The organism is Sphingomonas sp., assembly GCF_965200135.1.
Classification (GTDB): Bacteria; Pseudomonadota; Alphaproteobacteria; order Sphingomonadales; family Sphingomonadaceae; genus Sphingomonas.
In genome coordinates this window covers 56,952-80,133 of record NZ_CBDATK010000009.1, presented here as the reverse complement: position 1 = coordinate 80,133, position 23,182 = coordinate 56,952, and the positions used below count along the sequence as shown (strand labels likewise).

Annotated in this window: 20 protein-coding genes and 1 tRNA gene; 7 read left to right on the top strand and 14 right to left on the bottom strand. The window is 67.4% G+C overall.

The window, feature by feature from the left end; genetic code table 11:
* Window positions 1–111: 111 nt before the first annotated feature.
* The 5 genes from rpsJ to rpsL form a co-directional block, all read right to left on the bottom strand.
* Window positions 112–420, bottom strand: coding sequence for a 30S ribosomal protein S10 (gene rpsJ / locus ACOFKS_RS11835; RefSeq protein WP_033921125.1), 309 nt, complete (start codon window positions 418–420; stop codon window positions 112–114).
* A 153-nt stretch (window positions 421–573) separates the two neighbouring features.
* Window positions 574–1,767, bottom strand: coding sequence for an elongation factor Tu (gene tuf, locus ACOFKS_RS11830; protein WP_419809452.1), 1,194 nt, complete (start codon window positions 1,765–1,767; stop codon window positions 574–576).
* Window positions 1,768–1,843: 76 nt separating this feature from the next.
* Window positions 1,844–3,940, bottom strand: coding sequence for an elongation factor G (gene fusA, locus ACOFKS_RS11825; RefSeq protein ID WP_419809451.1), 2,097 nt, complete (start codon window positions 3,938–3,940; stop codon window positions 1,844–1,846).
* An 83-nt stretch (window positions 3,941–4,023) separates the two neighbouring features.
* Complete coding sequence (gene rpsG / locus ACOFKS_RS11820) at window positions 4,024–4,494, bottom strand: 30S ribosomal protein S7 (protein ID WP_419809450.1); 471 nt, start codon at window positions 4,492–4,494, stop codon at window positions 4,024–4,026.
* Between the two features lie 44 nt (window positions 4,495–4,538).
* On the bottom strand, window positions 4,539–4,910 hold the full coding sequence (gene rpsL / locus ACOFKS_RS11815) for a 30S ribosomal protein S12 (RefSeq protein ID WP_029936467.1): 372 nt from the start codon (window positions 4,908–4,910) through the stop codon (window positions 4,539–4,541).
* A 217-nt stretch (window positions 4,911–5,127) separates the two neighbouring features.
* On the opposite strand from rpsL, the gene ACOFKS_RS11810 reads away from it, so the two are divergent.
* Both ACOFKS_RS11810 and ACOFKS_RS11805 read left to right on the top strand, forming a co-directional pair.
* A tRNA-Trp gene (locus ACOFKS_RS11810) sits at window positions 5,128–5,204 on the top strand.
* Between the two features lie 33 nt (window positions 5,205–5,237).
* The gene (locus ACOFKS_RS11805; protein WP_419809449.1) at window positions 5,238–5,933 is read left to right on the top strand and encodes a hypothetical protein; all 696 of its coding nucleotides are present in this window, start codon (window positions 5,238–5,240) and stop codon (window positions 5,931–5,933) included.
* An 87-nt stretch (window positions 5,934–6,020) separates the two neighbouring features.
* On the opposite strand, the gene rplA is transcribed toward ACOFKS_RS11805, so the two are convergent.
* Both rplA and rplK read right to left on the bottom strand, forming a co-directional pair.
* Complete coding sequence (gene rplA, locus ACOFKS_RS11800) at window positions 6,021–6,707, bottom strand: 50S ribosomal protein L1 (protein WP_419809448.1); 687 nt, start codon at window positions 6,705–6,707, stop codon at window positions 6,021–6,023.
* A gap of 2 nt (window positions 6,708–6,709) precedes the next feature.
* The gene (gene rplK / locus ACOFKS_RS11795; protein ID WP_419809447.1) at window positions 6,710–7,141 is read right to left on the bottom strand and encodes a 50S ribosomal protein L11; all 432 of its coding nucleotides are present in this window, start codon (window positions 7,139–7,141) and stop codon (window positions 6,710–6,712) included.
* A 284-nt stretch (window positions 7,142–7,425) separates the two neighbouring features.
* Between rplK and ACOFKS_RS11790 the strand changes: the two genes are divergently transcribed.
* Complete coding sequence (locus ACOFKS_RS11790; RefSeq protein ID WP_419809446.1) at window positions 7,426–9,456, top strand: HAD-IIIC family phosphatase; 2,031 nt, start codon at window positions 7,426–7,428, stop codon at window positions 9,454–9,456.
* On the opposite strand, the gene ACOFKS_RS11785 is transcribed toward ACOFKS_RS11790, so the two are convergent.
* From ACOFKS_RS11785 to ACOFKS_RS11760, 6 genes are all read right to left on the bottom strand, one after another.
* Entirely contained in the window at window positions 9,453–10,742 is a 1,290-nt protein-coding gene (locus tag ACOFKS_RS11785; RefSeq protein WP_419809445.1) for a glycoside hydrolase family 130 protein, read from the bottom strand. The two genes, ACOFKS_RS11790 and ACOFKS_RS11785, sit on opposite strands and share 4 nt — an antisense overlap.
* Window positions 10,743–10,932: 190 nt before the next feature.
* Window positions 10,933–11,472 (bottom strand): transcription termination/antitermination protein NusG, encoded by a 540-nt coding sequence (gene nusG, locus ACOFKS_RS11780; RefSeq protein WP_419809444.1) that lies wholly within the window; start codon window positions 11,470–11,472, stop codon window positions 10,933–10,935.
* 22 nt (window positions 11,473–11,494) lie between these two features.
* A complete protein-coding gene (gene secE / locus ACOFKS_RS11775) occupies window positions 11,495–11,692 on the bottom strand; it encodes a preprotein translocase subunit SecE (protein ID WP_419809443.1) in 198 nt (65 codons plus the stop codon).
* Between the two features lie 149 nt (window positions 11,693–11,841).
* Window positions 11,842–12,228 (bottom strand): hypothetical protein, encoded by a 387-nt coding sequence (locus ACOFKS_RS11770; RefSeq protein WP_419809442.1) that lies wholly within the window; start codon window positions 12,226–12,228, stop codon window positions 11,842–11,844.
* Window positions 12,225–12,710, bottom strand: coding sequence for a hypothetical protein (locus tag ACOFKS_RS11765; RefSeq protein ID WP_419809441.1), 486 nt, complete (start codon window positions 12,708–12,710; stop codon window positions 12,225–12,227). The genes ACOFKS_RS11770 and ACOFKS_RS11765 overlap by 4 nt, the downstream gene beginning before the upstream one ends.
* Before the next feature lie 147 nt (window positions 12,711–12,857).
* A complete protein-coding gene (locus ACOFKS_RS11760; protein ID WP_419809440.1) occupies window positions 12,858–15,401 on the bottom strand; it encodes an alkaline phosphatase PhoX in 2,544 nt (847 codons plus the stop codon).
* Between the two features lie 383 nt (window positions 15,402–15,784).
* Here ACOFKS_RS11760 and rplJ point away from each other — a divergent pair, with 383 nt between their 5' ends.
* The 3 genes from rplJ (at window position 15,785) to ACOFKS_RS11745 (ending at window position 17,335) form a co-directional block, all read left to right on the top strand.
* Complete coding sequence (gene rplJ, locus ACOFKS_RS11755; protein ID WP_419809439.1) at window positions 15,785–16,300, top strand: 50S ribosomal protein L10; 516 nt, start codon at window positions 15,785–15,787, stop codon at window positions 16,298–16,300.
* A gap of 49 nt (window positions 16,301–16,349) precedes the next feature.
* Entirely contained in the window at window positions 16,350–16,727 is a 378-nt protein-coding gene (gene rplL, locus ACOFKS_RS11750) for a 50S ribosomal protein L7/L12 (protein ID WP_419809438.1), read from the top strand.
* 239 nt (window positions 16,728–16,966) lie between these two features.
* Entirely contained in the window at window positions 16,967–17,335 is a 369-nt protein-coding gene (locus tag ACOFKS_RS11745; RefSeq protein WP_419809437.1) for a hypothetical protein, read from the top strand.
* Window positions 17,336–17,572: 237 nt separating this feature from the next.
* Here the strand turns inward: ACOFKS_RS11745 and ACOFKS_RS11740 are convergent, their stop codons facing one another.
* Entirely contained in the window at window positions 17,573–18,367 is a 795-nt protein-coding gene (locus ACOFKS_RS11740) for a hypothetical protein (protein ID WP_419809436.1), read from the bottom strand.
* 599 nt (window positions 18,368–18,966) lie between these two features.
* On the opposite strand from ACOFKS_RS11740, the gene rpoB reads away from it, so the two are divergent.
* Complete coding sequence (gene rpoB / locus ACOFKS_RS11735; RefSeq protein ID WP_419809435.1) at window positions 18,967–23,148, top strand: DNA-directed RNA polymerase subunit beta; 4,182 nt, start codon at window positions 18,967–18,969, stop codon at window positions 23,146–23,148.
* Window positions 23,149–23,182 lie beyond the last annotated feature (34 nt).

Here is a 23,182-nt window from a genome sequence, read left to right as displayed (position 1 = left end):
TGGGACCGCCAAGGAAACCATGGCGTTCGACCGCGGGAGTAGGGCCATTAGGCCAGCTTGCCTGCCGCGTCAACAGGCCAACCCCGCTTTTGCGAGGTCGACCGATGACCGTCAGGCGAGCTTGATCTCGACGTCGACGCCGGCGGCGAGGTCCAGCTTCATCAGCGCATCGACCGTCTGCGGGGTCGGCTGGACGATGTCGAGCAGGCGCTTGTAAGTCCGCGTCTCGAACTGCTCGCGGCTCTTCTTGTCGATGTGGGGGCCACGGTTGACGGTAAACTTGTCGATGTGCGTGGGCAGCGGGATCGGGCCACGGATCAGCGCGCCGGTGCGACGCGCGGTGTCGGCAATGTCGCCGGCCGCCTGGTCGAGCACGCGATGGTCGAACGCCTTCAGGCGAATGCGGATGTTGTTGTCCATGGAAACCCTACCGATGTGAAAGAGCGGACCCGTTGGCGGGCTCTTGCTGTCTGGAACTGGCGAAGGCGCGGCCTGTGGCAGAGCCCTTCACAAAAAGCAACCGCCCGGCACCCTTTTACAGGGAGCCGGGCGGCCATCCGATCGAAAGTCGGTTTACTTGGAGATGCCGCTGACGACGCCTGCGCCCACGGTCCGGCCACCCTCACGGATGGTGAACCGCTGACCCACGTCCATCGCGATCGGCGCGATCAGCTTGATGCCAAGCGCGACGTTGTCGCCCGGCATCACCATTTCGGTGCCCTCGGGCAGCTCGACGGTGCCGGTCACGTCCGTGGTACGGAAATAGAACTGCGGACGATAGTTGGCGAAGAACGGCGTGTGACGGCCGCCCTCTTCCTTCGACAGCACGTACACTTCCGAGTTGAAGTCGGTGTGCGGCTTGATCGTGCCCGGCTTGCAGAGCACCTGGCCACGCTCGACCTCGTCACGCGCGACGCCACGGATCAGCGCGCCGACATTGTCGCCGGCCTGGCCCTGATCGAGCAGCTTGCGGAACATCTCGACGCCCGTGACCGTGGTCTTGCGGACCGTCGGATGGATGCCGACGATCTCGACTTCCTCACCAACCTTGACGATGCCGGTCTCGACGCGCCCGGTGACGACCGTGCCGCGACCCGAGATCGAGAACACGTCCTCGATCGGCATCATGAACGGCTTGTCCAGCGGACGCTCAGGCTGCGGAATGTAGTCGTCGACCGCCTGCATCAGCTTCAGGACGGCTTCCTTGCCGATCTCGGGCAGCTTGTCCTGCAGCGCAGCGGTCGCCGACCCCTGGATCACAGGGATGTCGTCGCCGGGGAACTCATACGACGACAGCAGCTCGCGGATTTCCAGCTCGACGAGCTCGAGGATCTCGGCGTCGTCGACCAAGTCGACCTTGTTCATGAACACGACCATCGCCGGCACGCCGACCTGACGCGCGAGCAGGATGTGCTCGCGGGTCTGCGGCATCGGACCGTCGGTAGCGGACACGACCAGGATCGCGCCGTCCATCTGCGCCGCGCCGGTGATCATGTTCTTCACGTAATCGGCGTGGCCCGGGCAATCGACGTGCGCATAGTGGCGCGCGGTCGTCTCGTACTCGACGTGGGCGGTCGAGATCGTGATGCCGCGCTCGCGCTCTTCAGGCGCCTTGTCGATGTTGGCGAAGTCGACGGCGACGCCGCCGGTCGTCTCGGCCAGCACCTTGGTGATTGCCGCGGTCAGCGAGGTCTTGCCATGGTCGACGTGACCGATGGTGCCGATGTTGAGATGCGGCTTGTTCCGCTCGAATTTAGCCTTGGCCATGTTTCCCTACCTTCTTGAATCTGTCTGGATCGCGAGCGGTGTCGCGCGAACGCGCCCCATAGCGAGTGGAACGAGGTTACGCCAGCTTCGCCTTCACCTCGTCGGCGACGTTCGCGGGCACCTCGTCGTAATGCGAGAACTGCATCGAGTAGTTCGCGCGACCCTGTGTGAACGAGCGCAGCGCGTTCACGTACCCGAACATGTTGGCCAGCGGGACCATCGCGTCCACCGACTGCGCGTTGCCGCGCGTGTCGGTGCCCTGGATCTGGCCACGGCGGCTGTTCATGTCGCCGATCACGTCGCCGAGATAATCTTCCGGCGTAACGACCTCGACCTTCATGATCGGCTCGAGCAGCTTGATGCCCGCTTTCTGCGCCACCTCGCGCATAGCGCCACGAGCACAGATTTCGAACGCCAGCGCCGACGAATCGACGTCATGGTATGCACCGTCGTAAAGCACGATCTCGAAATCGATGATCGGAAAACCGACCAGCGAGCCCGTGGCCGCCGTCTCGCGGAAGCCCTTCTCGATCGCCGGCAGATACTCCTTGGGAATATTGCCGCCCTTGATCTCGTCCTTGAAGATGATGCCCGAACCGCGCTCACCCGGCGTGACCTTGACCTTCACGCGGCCGAACTGCCCGGTGCCGCCCGACTGCTTCTTGTGCGTGTAGTCGACGTCGACCGGCTTGCCGAGATATTCGCGATACGCGACCTGCGGCGCACCGACGTTGGCTTCGACCTTGAACTCGCGCTTCATGCGATCGACCAGTATCTCGAGGTGAAGCTCGCCCATGCCCTTGATGATGGTCTGGCCCGATTCGGCATCCGACGAAACGCGGAACGACGGGTCCTCACGCGCGAGACGGTTGAGGGCCACGCCCATCTTCTCCTGGTCGGCCTTGGTCTTCGGCTCAACCGACAGCTCGATCACCGGCTCCGGGAACTCCATCCGCTCGAGGATGATCGGCGCGTTCATCGCACACAGCGTATCGCCGGTCGTGGTATCCTTCAGGCCAGCCAGCGCGACGATGTCGCCGGCGTACGCCACCTGGATGTCCTCGCGCTCGTTCGCATGCATCAGCAGCATGCGGCCGACCTTTTCCTTCTTGTCCTTCACCGAGTTCGTGACCTGCGACGCGGTCTCGAGCTTGCCCGAATAGATGCGCGCGAAAGTCAGCGTGCCGACGAACGGATCGTTCATGATCTTGAACGCGAGGGCCGAGAACGGCGCCTCGTCCGACGACGGACGCTCGTCCGGGGTCACGCCGTCGAGCTTGAGGCCCTGGATGGCGGGAACGTCGAGCGGCGACGGCAGGAAATCGACCACGGCGTCGAGCAGGGGCTGCACGCCCTTGTTCTTGAATGCCGAACCGCACACAATCGGCACGAACGAGAAGTTCAGCGTACCCTTGCGGATCAGCTTCTTCAGGTCGGCGGTGCTGGGCTCGTTGCCCTCTAGATACGCCTCCATCAGATCGTCGTCCTGCTCGACGGCCATCTCGATCAGGTCGCTGCGATACTTTGCCGCCTTTTCGACCATGTCCTCGGGGATGTCCGTATACTCGAACTTCGCGCCCAGGCTCTCTTCGAGCCAGATGATCGCGCGGTTCTCGACCAGGTCGACCAGGCCCTTGAAGCCGCCTTCCATGCCGATCGGCAGGTAAAGCACGGCCGGACGCGCACCGAGGCGATCAATGATCGACTGGACGCAGAAATAGAAGTCGGCGCCGGTGCGGTCGAGCTTATTGACGAAGCACATCCGCGGCACTTTGTACTTCTCGGCTTGGCGCCAGACGGTTTCGGACTGCGGCTCGACCCCGGCAACGCCGTCGAAACACGCGACGGCGCCATCCAGTACGCGCAGCGAACGCTCGACCTCGATGGTGAAGTCGACGTGGCCCGGCGTGTCGATGATGTTGATCAGGTGCTCTTCGCCCTTGCCCTCTTCGGCGCGCCACTTGCACGTCGTCGCGGCGGACGTGATCGTGATCCCGCGCTCCTGCTCCTGCTCCATCCAGTCCATCGTCGCGGTGCCCTCATGCACCTCGCCGATCTTGTAGGACTTGCCGGTGTAATAGAGGATGCGCTCGGTCGTCGTCGTCTTGCCGGCGTCGATGTGCGCCATGATGCCAATGTTGCGGTAACGATCGAGCGGATGGCTGCGGGCCATGGTCGGGGCTTCCTTAGCGATGTGGGGAGCCGGCTCCACGCCAGCTCCCCACGATATAGGTTAGATCGAGGGTCGTTCCAAGCCTACCAGCGGTAATGGCTGAACGCGCGATTCGCCTCCGCCATACGGTGCGTGTCCTCGCGCTTCTTCACCGCATTGCCGCGATTGTTGGAGGCGTCGAGCAGCTCGCCCGAGAGGCGCGCCGCCATGGTGTTCTCCGAGCGTGAGCGCGCCGCGGAGATCAGCCAGCGAATCGCCAGCGCCTGTGCCCGCTCGGGGCGAACCTCGACCGGCACCTGATAGGTCGCGCCACCGACGCGGCGACTACGGACCTCGATACCCGGCTTGATGTTGTTCAGCGCATCGTGGAACACGCCGAGCGGATCGCGCTTGGCGCGCGTCTCGACCACTTCCATTGCGCCGTACACGATCAACTCGGCGACCGACTTCTTGCCGTCGTACATGACGGAGTTCATGAACTTGGACAGAACCTCATCCCCGAACTTGGGATCGGGGAGGATTTCGCGCTTTTCGGGGCGACGACGACGAGCCATATCTTCTTCCTTCGGATTTCAGCGATGTCCGGACAAACCGGCGCTTACTTGGGGCGCTTGGCCCCGTACTTGGAACGCGACTGACGGCGATCCTTGACACCCTGTGTGTCGAGAACGCCACGCAGCACATGGTAGCGCACACCCGGCAGATCGCGAACGCGACCGCCGCGGATCAGCACGACCGAATGCTCCTGCAGATTGTGGCCCTCGCCCGGAATATAGCTGATGACCTCGCGCTGATTGGTCAGGCGAACCTTGGCCACCTTACGCAATGCCGAGTTCGGCTTCTTCGGGGTCGTCGTATAAACGCGGGTGCAAACTCCTCGCTTCTGAGGATTCTGCTCCATGGCGGGCACTTTCGATTTCGCCTTTTGCGGTTCGCGGCCCTTGCGGACCAGTTGGTTGATCGTCGGCATTGAAGCCCTTCACCTTTCGGGGTTACTTTGCTGGAGCCCAACACGGAATGCGAAAAGGGGCTCATGCGAGCCCCGGCAAGCGCACCCAGCAATGTTCAAGCGTGTCCGCGAGCGAACGCGCGAGCCTATACGCGCTGCGCCCAAGTCGGTCAACCGGGCCACCAAGGTCGCGGTGGCTTGCACGGTAAAGTTCACGAGGCTAGGGGAATTTGGCTGGAGGGGTGTAGCTCAGTTGGTTAGAGCGTCGGTCTCCAAAACCGAAGGCCCTCGGTTCGAGTCCGAGCTCCCCTGCCAGCATTGACCTATTCGACATCCTATCGGCGCGGCGTGGACGCGCGCTCGCGGCTGGGTTCGGCGGCGATGGCGGTGGCGTTCGTCGCGATCCTGCTGTTGCTGCTGCTTCGGCTGGGCGTCGCGCCGCCGAAGCAGCCGCGCGAATCGCGCCCCGTCTTCACGATGATCCCGGAGGGCGAGAAGCAGGCGGCGGCGCCGAAGCCGCAAGCCGCGCGGCAGGCGGTCGCACGCACGGCCGCCGCGCCGCCCTCCCCCGCCCCACCGCCGCCGGTGCCGATCCCCGTGCCTACGCCGGCACCCGCGCTGGCGATGACCCATGACGACTTCGCCGCGACCGACATCGGCCGCATGGCCAAAGCGCCGAGCGACGCCGACGGTGCGGACACGGCGGTCGACACCGCAGCGGTGGCGGGGCCTGGCGAGGGGCCGGGCGGCGCGCGGCTGTACAACGCGGAATGGTATCGAGAGCCGCCGCCCAACGCGCTGGCGCTGTACCTGCCCGGCGGGCCGCAGCCGGGCTGGGCGACGATCGCCTGCAGGACCGAGCCGCAGTTCCATGTCGGCAACTGCCGCGAGCTGGACGAGAGCCCGCGCGGATCGGGGCTGTCGCGGGCGCTGCGGCAGGCGGCGTGGCAGTTCCAGGTGCGGCCGCCGCGTCTGGGCGGCAAGCCGCTGATCGGCGCGTGGGTGCGGATCAGGTTCGACTTCACGCAAGGGAAGCCGGGGTGAACGAGAAAGGGCCCGGACTTTCGTCCGGGCCCTCGCCCTGTCGTTTCGCGACCTGTTCCTCTCGCCCGCAGGGAGAGGACTATCGGATCACGCGCCGACGATTTCGGCGGTGTCGACGCGGATGCCGGGGCCCATGGTCGAGCTGACCGCGATCTTGCGGACGTACTTGCCCTTGGCACCCGACGGCTTGGCGCGGACCACGGCGTCGACCAGCGCGTCGAAGTTCGCGCGCAGGTCCTCGGCGGGGAAGCTCGCCTTGCCGATGCCGGAGTGGATGATCCCGGCCTTTTCGACGCGATACTCGACCTGGCCGCCCTTGGCGTCCTTGACCGCCTGCGCGACGTTCATCGTGACGGTGCCGAGCTTCGGGTTCGGCATCAGCCCCTTGGGACCGAGCACCTTGCCCAGCCGACCGACGATGCCCATCATGTCGGGCGTCGCGATGCAGCGGTCGAAGTCGATCTTGCCGCCCTGGATCTCTTCCATCAGGTCCTCGGCACCGACCACGTCGGCGCCCGCCTCACGCGCTTCGTCCGCCTTGGGACCACGCGCGAACACGCCGACGCGGACGGTCTTGCCGGTGCCCTTGGGCAGGTTGACGACGCCGCGGACCATCTGGTCGGCGTGGCGGGGATCGACGCCCAGGTTCATCGAGATCTCGATCGTCTCGTCGAACTTCGAGGTCGCCAGCGTCTTGGCGAGGTTGATCGCCTCGTCGACGCCGTGGAGCTGCTCGGCATCGACGGTCCAGCTCTTCTGCTTCTTGGTCGCCATGATCAGCCCTCCACCACTTGCAGGCCCATCGCGCGCGCGGAGCCTTCGATGATCTTCGTCGCCGCTTCGATATCGTTGGCGTTCAGATCCTTCATCTTCGCGGTCGCGACCTCGGCGACCTGAGAGCGCTTGATCGTGCCCGCGCTGGTCTTGCCCGGCTCCTTGGACCCCGACTTCAGGTTCGCGGCCTTCTTCAGCAGATAGGTCGCGGGCGGGGTCTTCGTCTCGAACGAGAAGGAGCGGTCGGCATAGACGGTTATGACGGTGGGGAGCGGCGTCCCCTTTTCCGCGTCGCCGGTCTGCGCGTTGAACTGCTTGCAGAACTCCATGATGTTGACCCCGCGCTGACCCAGCGCCGGCCCGATCGGCGGCGACGGATTGGCGGAGCCGGCCGGCACCTGAAGCTTGATATAGCCGGTAATTTTCTTGGCCATGTGTTTCCTCTTAGCGGTCCAGACGGGCGCAAGCCCTCCCGCGGTCGATATCCAGCGATGTGCTTGGAAGCGGGGGCCGTTAGCAGAAGCCGGCGCGCGGCTCAAGGCCGCGACGACGCGCGAGTTGCGCTCAGGGCAGTGACCCTCACCGCTGCGACCGGACCCCGCGACGTGCGGAACCGGTCTCGCTCCTCTCCCGCGAAAGCGGATGACTTCGATGCCGGTGTGCACCCCGCGTTAACCATCCTGCGTCACATCCGTCCGCAAACGGTGCGGAGGCGGGCGTGGAGCAGGTGACGAGTGTCTGGGCGGGCGAGGTCCTGTCGGATGCGGCGTTCGGCGCGTTGGCGGCGGACCTGTTGCGGCAGGCCGACATGACGCTGCTGCCGGGGTTATTCGTCCCCGCCGCGCGGCATCCGGCGTTCTGGGACGGCGACGACGGTGCGGCGGTGCTGATCGGCGTCGTCGCGCTGCTGCTCGACACGCTCGAGACAGGTGACGCCGAGGCGGCGCTGATGGGGGTGGCGGCGTGTCCGCCGGTGCTGGCCGGGCGCATGCTGGCGATGCTGCGCGCGGCCAGGCTGCCCGATGGGGTGGCGCTGGACACGGTGGACGACGCGACGCTGCTGGGCGCGGCAGTGCTGCTCGGGGCGAGCGGCAACCGAGCGGACGTCGCGCCGTTTCTGGCGCAGGCGGGCGCAGGGCGGGTCGCGGCGTTCTGGGCGCCGCCGGCGGCGGCGATCGCGGCGGCCTATCCGCCGGTCGAGGACGCGCCGTTCACGCTGAAGCTGATCGTGTGGGATCTGGACGACACGCTGTGGACGGGCACGCTGGCGGATGGCGACGTGCCGGTGCTTGATGCCGGACGGATCGCGGCGGTGCGGGCGTTCAATGCGCGCGGCGTGGTGTCGGCGATATGCTCCAAGAACGAACATGACGCCGCGCGGGCGGTGCTGGAGCGGCACGGCCTGTGGGACGACTTCGTATTCCCTCGCATCGCCTTCGTGCCCAAGGGCGCGGCGGTGAAGCGGCTGATCGAGGACATGCAGCTGCGTCCCGCCAATGTGCTGTTCGTCGACGACAACCCGCACAACCTGCGCGAGGTCGAGGCGGCGGCACCGGGGATCAGAACGGTCGATGCGCGCTCGCCCGACTGCGACACGCTGCTGGCGGGGCTGCTGGCGGCGACGACGGGGAAGAGCCGGGTGGCGGACTATCGGCTGCTGGAAAGCCGCGTCGCGGCGCGCGAGGACAGCGCGATGTCGGACGGGGGCTTCCTGCGCGACAGCGGCATCTGCGCGACGTTCACCGATCGGATGGACAACCTGCAGTTTGCAGGCCGGATCGCGGAGCTCATCAACCGCAGCAACCAGCTAAACTACACGCAATCGCGCACCACCGAGGCGGAGGTCGCCGCGCGCATCCAGGACATCGATTATTACGAGGTGCTCGGCGTCTTCGTGTGGGACCGCTATGGCTACTACGGGCTGGTCGGCGTCGCGGTGTACGCATTCCGGACGCGCAGGCTGGAGCATTTCGCCTTCTCCTGCCGGATCATGCACATGGGGGTCGAGGACGCGACGATCCGGATGCTGGCCGAGCGCGGCTATCGGCTGAGCGCCAGTCCGGATTTCCGCAAGCCGCTGCCGCCGCAATCGGCCGATGCGATCACGACGCTGCCGTTCAGCGACGCCGCCGTGCGCGCGCGGGTGCTGGCGGCGGAGGCGCCGCGCGACGAGGCGGCGGTGGACATGCGGATCATGGCGGATTGCCAGTCGGGGGCGTTCCACCATTACAGCCGGTTCGGCGAGGTGATCGACTTCGACAACAATCCCCGCCTGTTCAGCCTGCCGCAGATGAAGACGGGGGCGTGGCGCGAGCAACGCTGGCCCAGGCATCTCGTCTATACGGCGGCGACCGATTACATCGATTGGCGCTGGGCGGCATTCGCGCCGAAGATCGACGTCGCGCTGTTCCGGGAATGCGCCGACCTGTTCGTCGACATGGTCGTGCGCGAGGACAAACGCTGCCTCCTGTTCCTGCCGCCGCAGGGGCTGGACGTGGCGATGTACGAGCTTCACGCCGGCTGTGTGCCGCCGCGATCGCGCGCGCTGCACCCGGTGCTGAACGATCACTGGCGCGCGGTGGCGGCACGACGGCCGGGGAACTTCGCGCTGGTCGAACTGGGCGACATGTTGTCGGCCGACGAACTGATCCACGCGCATCACTACACGCCGGCAGCACTGAGGCGGATCTCGGGGGTGATCGACGCCTGGTACGAAGGCGCGCGCGACGAGCAGCGGCTCGCGGCCTAGGCGGGCTCCATCACCGAGAGCAGGTCGTCGACGTTGCCCGACGAGAAGACGGTGTACTCGTCGCCGATCGCATAGGGCAGCAGGACGCGGCGCTTGTGGAGCAGCGCGCCGCAGCTGTAGGTGACGTTGGGGACATAGCCGCCGCGTTCCTCGTTGGTCGGGAACAGCAGCGGCGACGGCGTGCGGGCGAGGACCTTGGACGGGTCGGCCTTGTCGAGCAGGCACGCGCCGACGCAATAGCCGCGCACCATGCCGACGCCGTGGGTGAAGACCAGCCAGCCCTCATCGATCTCGATGGGGGAGCCGCAATTGCCGATCTGCACGAACTCCCAAGGGTATTTCGGCCCCATCAGCCGCGTGCCCGTTTCCCATTCGTGGAGGTCGTCGGAATAGAGCAGCCAGAGGTTCTCGCTGTCCTGCCGCCCCAGCATCGCGAAGCGGCCATCGATGCGGCGCGGGAACAGCGCCATCCCCTTGTACCCCGACATCGCGCCGGTCAGCGCGCGCATCTCATAGGTGCGGAGGTCGACGCCGCGCAGCAGCTCGGCGCGGGCGTCCTTGCCGTCGAAGGCGGTATAGGTGCCGATCACGCTCTGAACGCCGTCATGATCGGTGAAGTTGACGAGGCGGAGATCCTCGACGCCCTGGCGCTGGCTGGGCAGGATCGGGAAGATCACGGTTTCGGAAATGTCGTTGGCGTCGTCCGAGCGTAGCCGGACCCAGCCCTCGTCGTCGCTCTCGATGCGCGGCGGCACCCCCTGATCGCTGGCCTGGTCGACGACGAGGCCGTCGGCACCGTCCCACGTGCCCGAGCGGAAGGTGACGGAGGAGATATGCCCCTCCCCCACCCCGCGCAGCGACAGGATGAAGCGGATGCTGTCGTCGTTCGGGTCCTGATCGGGCACGCCGACGATGCTGGGGTTGAACAAAGCGGCTGATTCGAACGCGTATTCCTGGCTGAAATACGCCCCGACCAGCAACCGGTCGCGTTCGTCCTCGATCGTGACCTCGCCGAGGTCGCCCCGGACCTCGTCGAAGCGTCGGCGGAAGACGTGGTCGACGTTGCGATGGCGGGTTTCCATCGACTCATGGAGGAGGCGGAGCATACGCCCGCGCATCTCGGGGTCGAGCGCCATCAAGCGGCCGGCCACCGCCTGCGCCCGCGTCGGTCGCCCTTCGTCGGCGAAGGCGGCAGGGTAGCCGAAGCCGAAGGGCCGCAGCACCGTGCGCGCGGGGTCTGGCTTTAGCTCGATGTCGAGCTTGGTGAAGACGTCGGCTGCGTTCATGCCGCAGGGCGTGACGGCAGCGGGACGCGGGCGCAATAGTCTTGCGTCGACATTCTTTCAGGAATGTGCCGGAGCCGGTCACGCGAGTAAATCGCGTGACGTCGAAGCTCGGCTGCGCCGAGCCCGGCCGGTCTCCGCCGTCTCCTGAACAGCAAGCTATTCAGGTGCGGTCAGCAAGTAGGCCGATGGCCTACTTGCTTCGTTCGACCTGCTCGAAGTCGAGCTCGACCGGCGTCGCGCGGCCGAAGATGCTGACCGAAACCTTGACCTTGGCCTTGTCGAAATCGAGCTCCTCGACAGTGCCGTTGAAGCTCGCGAACGGGCCGTCGAGCACCTTGACCGCGTCGCCGATCTCGTAGTCGACCTTGATCTTCTGCTTGGGTGCGTTGGCGGCGGCCTCCTCCTTGGTGTGGAGCATGCGGCCGGCCTCGGTCTCGCTGATCGCCTGCGGCTTGCCGTTGGGGCCGAGAAAGCCCGTGACCTTGGGCGTGTTCTTGACGAGGTGATAGACCTGGTCGTTCATGTCGAGCTTGGCGAGGACGTAGCCGGGCATGAACTTGCGCTCGACCGCGATCTTCTTGCCGCGCCGCGCCTCCGTCACCGTCTCGGTCGGGACCTCGATCTGCTCGACCAGCCGATCGAGGCCGAGCCGCGTCGCCTCCGCCATGATCGCGTCGCGGACCTTGCCCTCGAAGCCCGAATAGGCGTGGATGATGTACCAGCGCGCCATCTGTCGTATTCCTCTAGTCGTTCTATTGCGCGAGCTTGAGCAGCGACGCGACCAGCGCGTCGAACAGCGAATCGACGCCCAGGAAGAAGATCGCGAGGATCGTGGTCATCGCCGCCACCATCGCCGCGGTCATCCACGTTTCCTTCCACGTCGGCCACACGACTTTCTTGGTCTCGGCCTGGACCTGTCGGATGAACTCCTGCGGGGTCGTCTTCGCCACGGCTGCTGCACTCGCCTTATCGGAGACATGGGTCCGCCGCCCGCACCTTCGGTAGAAGGCCGGGCGAAGACACATCCTCGCTGTCGGATGAGGTGGGCAGATAGCGAAGCGCCGCCGCGCGGGCAAGTCCCGCGACGACGGCCCTCAGCTCAGGAGCCGAAGCAGCTGAGGCTCGCCGGGACGAGCCGCCCGCGCGCGACGCGGAAACGATATTCATACTGGAACAGGTCTTCCTCGCCGCCCCGATGCGTCAGGACCACGCGACACTGCCCGCCCGCGCAGCCGCCGGCGATCTGGTTGCTGCCTTCGGCGAAACCCGCGAGCTTGTCGGCCATGACGTCGCCCAGCGTCCGGCGCGGCTTGCCCCGGATCTCCGCGTCGCACGACGAGCCGCGCGCGATCGGGGTGGCGGATGCCGCCAGCAGCACGCCGACCGCCGTGCCGGTGTCGCTCAGCGGCGCCGGCGCGCGCGGCGGCGTGCCGTTGCCGCCGGCGGCCTGGAGCAGCACGACGGCGAGCAACGCCAACGACTTCATTGCGGCACCGCGTAGAAGAAGCTGACCTTGTCCATGCCGCCATAGGCATGGCCCATCCGGGTCTTGAAGGCGTCGACCGTGGCTTCGCAGCGGACGACGTGCGCGGTGTTGCCGAAATTGTAGACCTTGCCCCCGAACACGATGCCGACATGCTTCTTGGGCGCGCTGCCCATCGTGTCGCCGCTGACGTTGCTGGTCAGCGTGACGAACAGCAGCAGGCCGTCCTGAATCCCCGGCGCATCGGCCCAGGCGCCGCGCTGCGTCAGGGCGTTATACAGCTCGTTGCACCGCATGCTGGCGCCGGTGTGGCGCGTGTCGTACTTCATGTCGCCGCACAGGACGCCGTGTTGCAACTCCAGCGCATGGCTGACGAAATGCGCGCAATGGTTCTGCGCGGCGGTGGTGAAACCGTTGGCGCAGAAATTGTCCACTCCCTTGCCGACATAGTCGTCGAGGATGGCCTGGGTAACCGTGCGTGGCATTGCGACTCCTCTGTTTTGCCGCAGCGTAAGCCGGGCTCCACGACCGTGGAAGGGCGGCCGGCGCGCGTGGTCGCAATCCCGTCGCCGAGCCCGGCCGGCCTGGCGCGTCTCACGCGCAGCCTCAGCAGCGCGTGTGCTCGCGGCGGCTTACAGGCCGACGATCCCCCCGTCGTCGCGGGTGATGACGATCGTCGCCGAGCGCGGGCGGACGCCCGGTGCGGCGGCGGTCTGGCTGGCGGGCCAGTTCGACGACGGCGCGGCGGCGGTGCCGTTCTCGCCCGGATGCTGGATGTTGACGAACAGCGACCGGCCGTCCGGGGTCGAGTGGATGCCGGTGATCTCGCACTCCTTCGGCCCGACCAGGAAGCGGCGCAGCGCGGTGCCCGGCGCCTTGCCGATGCGGGTCGTCACCGACGACGTCGTGGTCGCGTTCGCCGCCGTCGTCAGCGTATTGGCGACCGTCCGGGTGCCGCCGTCGCCGACCGTGCCGGGGATCGCGGCGAGCATCATGCAATTGGTGACGTCGGTATAGGCACCGTCGTCGGTCTGCATCCACAATAGCGGCGTCGCCTGCCCCGTGACGTTGCTCGCCACGCCGAACCACAGCCCGTCGGGCGACGAGAAGTCGTTGGTCGCGTCCAGCCCCGACAGGTTGATGTTGGCCGCATTGAGATCGGCGCCCGATCCAAAGGCATAGATGTCCCACGCGAAGCCGGTCGCCTCCGACGTGTCGCCCGTCTCGCGCAGGCGGATGACGTGGCCGTTGGCGTTGCCGCGCGTCGCCTGCGCGCTGGTGGGCGGGTCGGCGTTGACGACATCGCCCTGCGGCAGCTTCGGATCGACATAGGCGCGCGGGTTGGGCGCGTCGGTGGTCGCCGGCGTGCGCGACGAGTTGTTGGTGAGCGTGCAGTACATCTCGCCCGTCGCCGGGTTGACCGCCGTCCACTCCGGCCGGTCCATCCGCGTCGCGCCAAGGATGTCGGCGGCGAGGCGGGCGTTGATGAGCACGTCCGCCTGATCGGCGAAGGGATAGGCGGCGGTCGAGGTCAGCCCGTTCTGACCGAACACCAGCGGCAGCCACTGGCCCGAGCCGTCGGCGGCGAAGCGCGCGACGTAGAGCGTGCCCGCGTCGAGATACTTGTCGCCGATCGCGAGCCGGTCCGTCGCGGTCGCGTCCGCCGCCACCCAGGCGGTGTTCGACACGAACTTGTAGATATACTCGTTCTGCGCGTCGTCGCCCATGTAGAAGGCGGGACGGACGCCCGCGATCGTGCGGCCGATCTGGCACCCCTCGTGGTTCATGCGGCCGAGCGCGGTGCGCTTGCGCGGGGTCGAGGCGGGATCGAACGGGTCGATCTCCACCACCCAGCCCATGCCGAACGGATCGTGGCTGAAATCGCCGGTGCCGTCGGTCGCGGCGGTCGGCTGCACCGTGGCGTTCCAGCGCGCGAACACGGTCGACGCGGTGTCGGCGGGGGTGACGGTGGACCAGCGGTTGTTGCCGACCGCGCCCTCGTTGATGCCGTAGCGCGCCAGCGACTGGTTCTCCTTGGCGCGGCCGGCGGCGGTGCGGCGCGCGGCGTCGCCCGCGTCGCGGCGGAAATAGCCGGCCCAGTTCTCTTCGTTGGTCAGATAGGTCTGCCACGGCATCGTGCCGTTGGCGCAGTTGTTGATCGTGCCGCGCGCCTGCACGCCGGTCGGCGCGAACAGCGTGCGGAGCAGCGCGTTGCCGCGCGCCGGACCGTTGAGCGCCATTGTCGTGTTGGGCGTGATGCGGCGGTTCAGCGCGGATGCCTGAACATAGCTCCAGGCGGCATTGCCGGCGCCGCGCGTGACCTCAATCACCGACACGCCGTGCGCCTCGATCTCCTTGATCGCCTCCGCCTCGGGCCGGGTGCCGCCCGACACGTTGCCGGTCTGGCCGGCGGCGTGGAGATACGCGACGGTGCCGGCGATGTTCTCGTGGTTGAGCGCGAGCACGCCGCGCGTGTTGCTCGACGGATTCGGCGCGGTGCCGCTCGCGGCGAGGCCGAAATAGGTCATGCCGTCGTGATGGTCGCCCGCACGCTGCGCGAAGTTCACGTCGGTGCCGTTATTGGCATAGGCCGAGACGCCCGACGCGATCGGATCGCCGGTGCGGTAGAGGACGGTGACGGTATGCCCGGCGGGGACCGCGACGACGTCGGCGAGGCTCTTGGCCACCGCGGAGAAGCCGAGCGCGGCGGGGCTGACGGTGACGGTGGTCAGCGCCTCGCCCGAGCTGCCGCCGGCCGTCGCCTTGAACGAGAACTGGAGCGGCGTGCTGGTCGTGACGGCGGGCGCCACGAAGGTGGCGACGTTGCCCGTCGTGGCCAGCGCGACGGCGGGGCCCGCGACCTGCGTGAAGGTGCCGGTCGCGCCGCTGCTCGCCACGTCGCCGTTCAACGTCACCGTGCGGCCGCTGGAGGTCGCGACGGCGGCACCGTTGGTGATCGTCACCGCCAGACCGGTGTCGCCGGCGTCGCCGTCGCCGCACGCCGACAGCAACATGCCGCCAAACACCGCCGCGCCCGCCGCATGAAGGCCGCCGAACAGCGTCTGGCGCCGCGAATAGCGCTCGGCGATCAGGTCGGCGAGGTGCGGGTTGGCGGAGCGGTTCGTGTCGACGTCGCCGTCGTGGTACAGATCGAGCGCGCTCGTGACGGTCTTCATTGCAATTCCCCTTCGTCGTTGCGGGGCGCTTGCCGGGCGACCGTGTCAGGGGCGCTGCATTCGCGTGACGCGCGCGGGACAGTTCGGCGACAGCGGTGTGACGGCGGCGATCGTGATTGACTTGGGCACCGGCGGTGCGTAGTGCCGCGCCGCTGCCCGAGCGTTCGCGTTCGGGCATCCGTCCAAGACAGCAGGTGCCGGGCTTCCCGGCTTAATGTCCTGCCGAGACGGGGAAAAGGTTTCGGCCGGCGCTGTCCGGCCCACCGGTGCGTTCGCGCCCCCTTCCCCATCGCCGGACCAGACGTAACGGGCGTGGCGCCTTGCCGCGTCCATCAAAGTGGTTTCCCGCGCGGCGGTGCCTCGCGGGACGGAAGGAGAAGCGAATGGATCGTGCTCAAAAGGCCGCGGCCGTCGCCGATCTCAAGCAGACGTTCTCGTCGGTCGGCGTGGTGGTCGTCACCCGCAACAACGGCATGACGGTGGCGCAGTCGACCCGGCTGCGGAACGCGATGCGAGAGGCAGGCGCGACCTACAAGGTCTCCAAGAACAAGCTGGCGGCGATCGCGCTCGACGGCACCGACTATGGCTCGCTCGGCTCGATGCTGACGGGTCCGGTCGGGCTGGCGACGTCCGCCGACCCCGTCGCCGCCGCCAAGGTGGTGGTGGACTTCGCCAAGACGGTCGACAAGTTCGAGATCGTCGGCGGTGCCATGGGCACTGTCGCGCTCGACGTGGCGGGCGTGCAGGCGCTGGCGACGCTGCCGTCGCTCGACGCGCTGCGTGCCAAGATCGTCGGCCTGATCGTCGCACCCGCGACCAAGCTGGCGACCATCACCCAGGCCCCGGCCGCGCAGATCGCGCGCGTGCTGAGCGCCTATGCGGAGAAGGAGGCGGCCTGAGCCGCGTCCCGACTTTCACCTCAATCGATACGAACCGAAGGAATATAAAATGGCTGACCTGAATTCGCTCGTCGAGAGCCTGAGCGCGCTGACCGTCCTCGAAGCCGCCGACCTGTCCAAGCTGCTCGAAGAGAAGTGGGGCGTTTCGGCCGCCGCGGCCGTCGCCGCCGCGCCGGCCGCCGGTGGTGGCGCCGCTGCGCCGGCCGCCGAGGAGCAGACCGAGTTCGACGTGATCCTGACCGGCGACGGCGGCAAGAAGATCAACGTCATCAAGGAGGTCCGCGCGATCACGGCGCTCGGCCTGACCGAAGCCAAGGCGCTGGTCGAGGGTGCGCCCAAGGCCGTCAAGGAAGGTGTCAACAAGGACGAGGCCGCCAAGATCAAGGCGCAGCTGGAAGCCGCCGGCGCGACGGTCGAGGTCAAGTAAGCCGGCGCGGGGAAGGTGGGGTAGCGTAGCTGGCCCGCCTTCCTCGCCAGGCCGACCGGGCTCGGCCATTGGCCGAGCGTCGGCAGCCCCGTTCGTGGGGACAGGCTCACGGCTTATGCCGTGAGCGCTTGTCGACAGGGCGGTCCCGCTTCGCGCGGGGCCGCCCTTTTCGCGTCCGCGCCCCTTCCCTCTCCGCCGCGCTACGCCTAACCTCCCGTCGAACAACGGGAGACGGTTTCATGCGCTACACCACTGCCATCATCGCCGGCTGCGCGCTGCTCGCCGCCTGCAACTCCAAGCATGGCGACGGCAACACGGCGGCGGGCAACACGGCGGCCGGGAACACGGCGGCATCCAGTTTCGAGCAGGGCTTCCGCTCGTCCTATCGGACCCGTTTCGTCGATTCGTGCACGGCCGGCGCCAAGGCGGCGGCGGCGAAGCAGGCCAATGCGGCGGTGGCGAACGCGAACTTCACGCCATTGTGCAGCTGCGCGGCCGACAAGCTGCTCGCGACCAAGTCCGTCAAGGAACTGATGGCCGGGCCGACCCAGGCGGATCAGGAGACGGTGACGAAGGCGTGCCTGAAGGAGCATCCGATCGGCGCGTGAGGTCGGCGGCGCGGTCGGACGGGGCGGCAGTGCTGCGGCAAGGCCGCGTCGTCGAGCGCGGTGCGGTCGCATCCCGCCGGCCGGGCTTGTCGGCGTGCGCGCCAGCCGACGCTGGAACGTAATGACGTTACACCCGTCCATCCCTTTCCGTTCGCCTGAGCCATGTCGAAGGGCATGAGACTCACCTGCGCTTCGACGTCGCTCAGCACGAACGGATCAGGCTGACGTCATCCTGCTCTAGTGCGTCTCGCCGACGACGCCGTGCTCCCTCGCCGCGACGTCATCATAGCTGCGCGGCGCGACGTCGAGCCAGAAGGGGGCGAGCTTGTCGGCACCCGGACGCTCGACGCCGACCGCCCAGGCACGCGCGGCGGCGCGATCGCCGGCCGGATCGGTCCAGCGCAACTGCGCGACGACGATCGGCACGAACATCGGCCGGCCCCCTGCCTGAAGCGGCACGATCGCGTCGTTGGGCAGGGCGGCGACGGCCCGGAAGCGCCGCGCCTCGCCGGGCGCGAGCGAGAACGCGGGCACAACAGGCCGCCCGATCGACGCGGCGGCGATGCGGGCGAGATCGGGTTCGTCGGGCCGATGCGCGCCGAACATCGGCACCGCGACGCGAATGCCGCTGGCGGGCGCGTCGCCGGTGTTGGTCACGACCAGCTCCGACTCGACGGTAGCCGTCAGGAGGTTGAGCCCGGCGCGGGTCGGGCGGAACTCTACGGTGAGCGTCGACGGGCCGGCGAGCGCGGGCGCGGCCGCCGCCGGCGCGCCGGGTGAGAAGAAGGACGGCGCCGGACGTTCCGGTGTCGGCGCGTCGGCAAGCGGCGGCACGTCGGCGGACGCGGCGGAGACCGGTGGCTCCTCGGCGGGCGCCGCGTCTTCCCACGTCTCGTCCGGCCGGTCGCGGCGACGCCAGAGCAGCCCGGCGAGCGCAAGCAACACGACCGCGCCACCGAGCAGCCACGGCCATAGCCGCACGCCCGTCGCCGACTGCGGCATCACCACGGTCTCGATCGGGGTTGGGACCACGACAGGCCGATCGGGCGAGGCGGTGGCGAGGGGGGCAGGCGTCGGGCTCGGCGACGGGGCCGCGGTGGTCGGCGCTGGGCCGGGCGTGACCCTGGGGCTGGGGGACGGATTGGGCGTCAGACTGGGCGAGGGACGCGGCGTCGAGGTGGCGCGCGGTGTCGGCGTCGGTCGGAGAGTCGGCGCGACGGCGGCGGTGGGCGCCGGCGTCGCTTCGGCACTCGGCGTCGATGCCGGCGTCGGAACCGCTTGGGGCGCGATGCTGCTGTTATCGAGCGGAATGGGTAGCGTCTGCGCCGCGAGGCTCGCGGGCAGCAGCAGCGCGGACGCGCCGAGCGGTAATGGAAGACGGGTCATGCGGCCCTGCCCTTATGGCGTCGCACTACGGGCGTCCATGGCCCGGCCTTGACCAGGGCACCCCCCTTCCCTATCTCATCTCCATCACCGCCCTCGGGACATGGGTCGCCCTCGCGCAGCGGCCCGGACGAATAGGGGACGGTGGTCATCAGACGCCGAGAGCCGACGCATCATTGCGCTCGGCTTTTTTGCGTGACTGGACTTCCGGCGCCACGACATTCCGGCTGACGAGGCTTAGACAGACCATGGCGACCAAGGCGATCGACGCGGGTTCCGCGCGCTCCGCGAGCAAGAGTGGCACGGCCAAGCGCCGCATCCGCAAGGTGTTCGGCAACATCCACGAAGTCGTGCAGATGCCGAACCTGATCGAGGTACAGCGCGAGAGCTACGAGCAGTTCCTGCGGTCCGACAAGTCGACCGGGCACGTCTCGGGGCTGGAAAAGACGCTGCGGTCGGTGTTCCCGATCCAGGATTTCGCGGGCACCGCCTATCTCGACTTCGACGACTATGTCCTCGAGGACCCGAAGTTCGACGTCGAGGAATGCCGCCAGCGCGGCATTACCTATGCCGCGCCGATGCGCGTGACGCTGCGCCTGACCGCGTTCGAGGTCGATCCCGATACAGAGGCCAAGTCGGTCATCGATATCAAGGAGCAGGACGTCTACATGGGCGACATGCCCCTGATGACGGGCAACGGCACCTTCTTCATCAACGGCACCGAGCGCGTGATCGTGTCGCAGATGCACCGCTCGCCGGGCGTGCTGTTCGACCATGATCGCGGCAAGACGCACGCGTCGGGCAAGTATCTGTTCGCCGCGCGCGTGATCCCGTATCGCGGCTCGTGGCTCGATTTCGAGTTCGACGCCAAGGACATCGTCAACGTCCGCATCGACCGCAAGCGCAAGCTGCCGGTGACCGCGCTGTTCTATGCGCTGGGCATGACGGGCGAGCAGATCCTCAACTATTTCTACAACCGCGTGACCTATGTGCGTGGCCAGGGCGGCTGGATCGTGCCGTTCGCCGCCGAGAACTGGCGTGGCGTCAAGCCGCAGTTCGACATCGTCGACGCGAAGTCGGGCGAAGTCGTGTTCGCGCTGGGCCAGAAGATTTCCCCCCGCGCCGCGAACAAGGCCGCCAAGGACGGGCTGGCCGAGCTGCTGATCCCGACCGAGGAGATCTTCGGCCGCTATTCCGCCTATGATCTCATCAACGAGGCGACGGGCGAGATCTATGTCGAGGCGGGCGACGAGATCAGCCCCGAGAACCTCGAGAAGCTGGACAAGGGCGGGATCGAGAATGTCGAGCTGCTCGACATCGACCATGTCTCGACCGGTCCGTGGATCCGCAACACGCTAAAGGCGGACAAGGCCGAGGAGCGCGAGCAGGCGCTGTCGGACATCTATCGCGTGATGCGCCCCGGCGAGCCGCCGACGCTGGAGACGGCGGAGTCGCTGTTCGGCGGGCTGTTCTTCGATCCCGACCGCTACGACCTGTCGGCGGTGGGCCGCGTCAAGCTGAACATGCGCCTGGGCCTCGACGTCGAGGACACGGTGACGACGCTGCGTACCGAAGACATCCTGGAGGTCGTCAAGACGCTGGTCGGGCTGAAGGACGGCAAGGGCGAGATCGACGATATCGACAACCTCGGAAACCGCCGCGTTCGGTCGGTCGGCGAGCTGCTGGAGAACCAGTATCGCGTCGGGCTGCTGCGCATGGAGCGCGCGGTCAAGGAGCGGATGTCGTCGGTCGACGTGTCGACGGTGATGCCCAACGACCTCATCAACGCGAAGCCGGCGGTGGCGGCGGTGCGCGAGTTCTTCGGTTCGTCGCAGCTGTCGCAGTTCATGGATCAGACCAACCCGCTGTCCGAAGTGACGCACAAGCGTCGCGTCTCGGCGCTCGGGCCGGGCGGCCTGACGCGGGAACGTGCCGGCTTCGAAGTCCGCGACGTTCACCCGACGCATTACGGCCGCATCTGCCCGATCGAGACGCCGGAAGGCCCGAACATCGGCCTCATCAACAGCCTCGCCTCGTTCAGCCGCGTCAACAAGTATGGCTTCATCGAGACGCCGTATCGCCGTGTCGTCGACCACAAGGTGACGGACGACGTCGTCTATCTGTCGGCGATGGAGGAGGCCAAGCACACGATCGCGCAGGCGTCGGCCGAGCTGGGTCCGGACAAGAGCTTCACCGAGGAGCTGGTGTCGGCGCGTCAGGCGGGCGAGTTCCTGAACGCGCTGCCCGAGACGATCACGCTGATGGACGTCAGCCCGAAGCAGCTGGTGTCTGTCGCCGCGTCGCTGATTCCGTTCCTGGAGAACGACGACGCCAACCGCGCGCTGATGGGATCGAACATGCAGCGGCAGGCGGTGCCGCTGGTCCAGGCCGAGGCGCCGTTCGTCGGCACCGGCATGGAGGAGACGGTGGCGCGTGACTCGGGTGCCGCGATCTCGGCGCGTCGGGCGGGCATCGTCGATCAGGTCGACGCCAGCCGCATCGTGGTGCGCGCGACGGGCGACGTCGATGCTGGGCGCTCCGGCGTCGACATCTACTCGCTGATGAAGTTCCAGCGTTCGAACCAGTCGACCTGCATCAACCAGCGGCCCCTGGTGAAGGTGGGCGACGTGGTCGAGAGCGGCGACGTGATCGCCGACGGCCCGTCGACCGAGTTCGGCGAGCTGGCGCTCGGCCGCAACGCGCTGGTCGCGTTCATGCCGTGGAACGGGTATAACTACGAGGACTCGATCCTGATCTCCGAGCGGATCGTCAAGGACGACGTGTTCACGTCGATCCACATCGACGAGTTCGAGGTGATGGCCCGCGACACCAAGCTGGGGCCGGAGGACATCACCCGCGACATCCCCAATGTTGGCGAGGAAGCGCTCCGCAACCTCGACGAGGCGGGCATCGTCTATATCGGCGCCGAGGTCGAGCCGGGCGATATCCTGGTCGGCAAGATCACGCCCAAGGGCGAGAGCCCGATGACGCCGGAAGAGAAGCTGCTCCGCGCCATCTTCGGTGAAAAGGCGTCGGACGTGCGCGACACCTCGCTACGGCTGCCGCCGGGCGTGTCGGGGACGATCGTCGACGTGCGTGTCTTCAATCGCCACGGCATCGACAAGGACGAGCGCGCAATGGCGATCGAGCGCGAGGAGATCGAGCGCCTGAAGAAGGATTCGGACGACGAACGCACGATCCTCAATCGCGCTACGTGGAGCCGGCTGCGCGAGATGCTGCTCGACCAGGTCGCGACGGGCGTGCCCAAGGGCGTCAAGAAGGGCGTGACCGTCGACGCCGACGTGCTCGACTCGGTCGACCGCCACGAGTGGTGGAAGTTCGCGGTCGCGGACGACGCGGTGCAGGCGAACCTGGAAGCGGTGAAGGTCCAGTATGACGACGCCGCCGGGCTGATCCGTGCCAAGTTCGAGGATCGCCGCGAGAAGCTGGAGCGTGGCGACGAGCTGCCGCCGGGCGTGCTGAAGATGGTCAAGGTGTTCGTCGCGGTGAAGCGCAAGCTGCAGCCGGGCGACAAGATGGCCGGCCGCCACGGCAACAAGGGCGTCATCAGCCGCATCCTGCCGGCGGAGGACATGCCGTTCCTCGCCGACGGGACGCCGGTCGACCTGGTGCTCAATCCGCTCGGCGTGCCGAGCCGGATGAACGTCGGGCAGATCTTCGAGACGCATCTTGGCTGGGCCGCACGCGGCCTCGGCCAGCAGATCGCGGCGCAACTCGAGGATTGGCGCGAGGCCAACCCCGACGCCAAGGCGGGTGCGATGCCTGACGCGGTCAAGGCGCGGCTGCTGGAGGTCTATGGGTCGCATTACGTCGACGACATCAACGGCCGTACGGGCGACGAGATCGTCGAGCTGGCGCACAATCTGCGCGCGGGCGTGCCGATGGGGACGCCGGTGTTCGACGGCGCGGTCGAGAAGGACGTGACCGACATGCTGGAGCTGGCGGGCCTCGACCCGTCGGGCCAGTCGGACCTGTTCGACGGCCGCACCGGCGATCAGTTCGATCGCAAGGTGACGGTGGGCATCATCTACATGCTCAAGCTCCACCATCTGGTCGACGACAAGATCCACGCGCGGTCGATCGGGCCATACTCGCTCGTCACCCAGCAGCCGCTGGGCGGCAAGGCGCAGTTCGGCGGCCAGCGCTTCGGCGAGATGGAGGTCTGGGCGCTGCAGGCGTACGGCGCCGCCTATACCTTGCAGGAGATGCTGACGGTGAAGTCCGACGACGTGGTTGGGCGCACCAAGGTCTACGAGGCGATCGTCAAGGGCGACGACACGTTCGAGGCGGGCATCCCGGAGAGCTTCAACGTGCTCGTCAAGGAAATGCGTTCGCTGGGCCTCAACGTCGATCTGCGGACGATGGAGCCGGAGAAGGACGAGGACGGCCTCGCGATCGCGGCGGAGTGATAGGGCAATGAGCGCTGCCCTTCGAAGGCAGCGC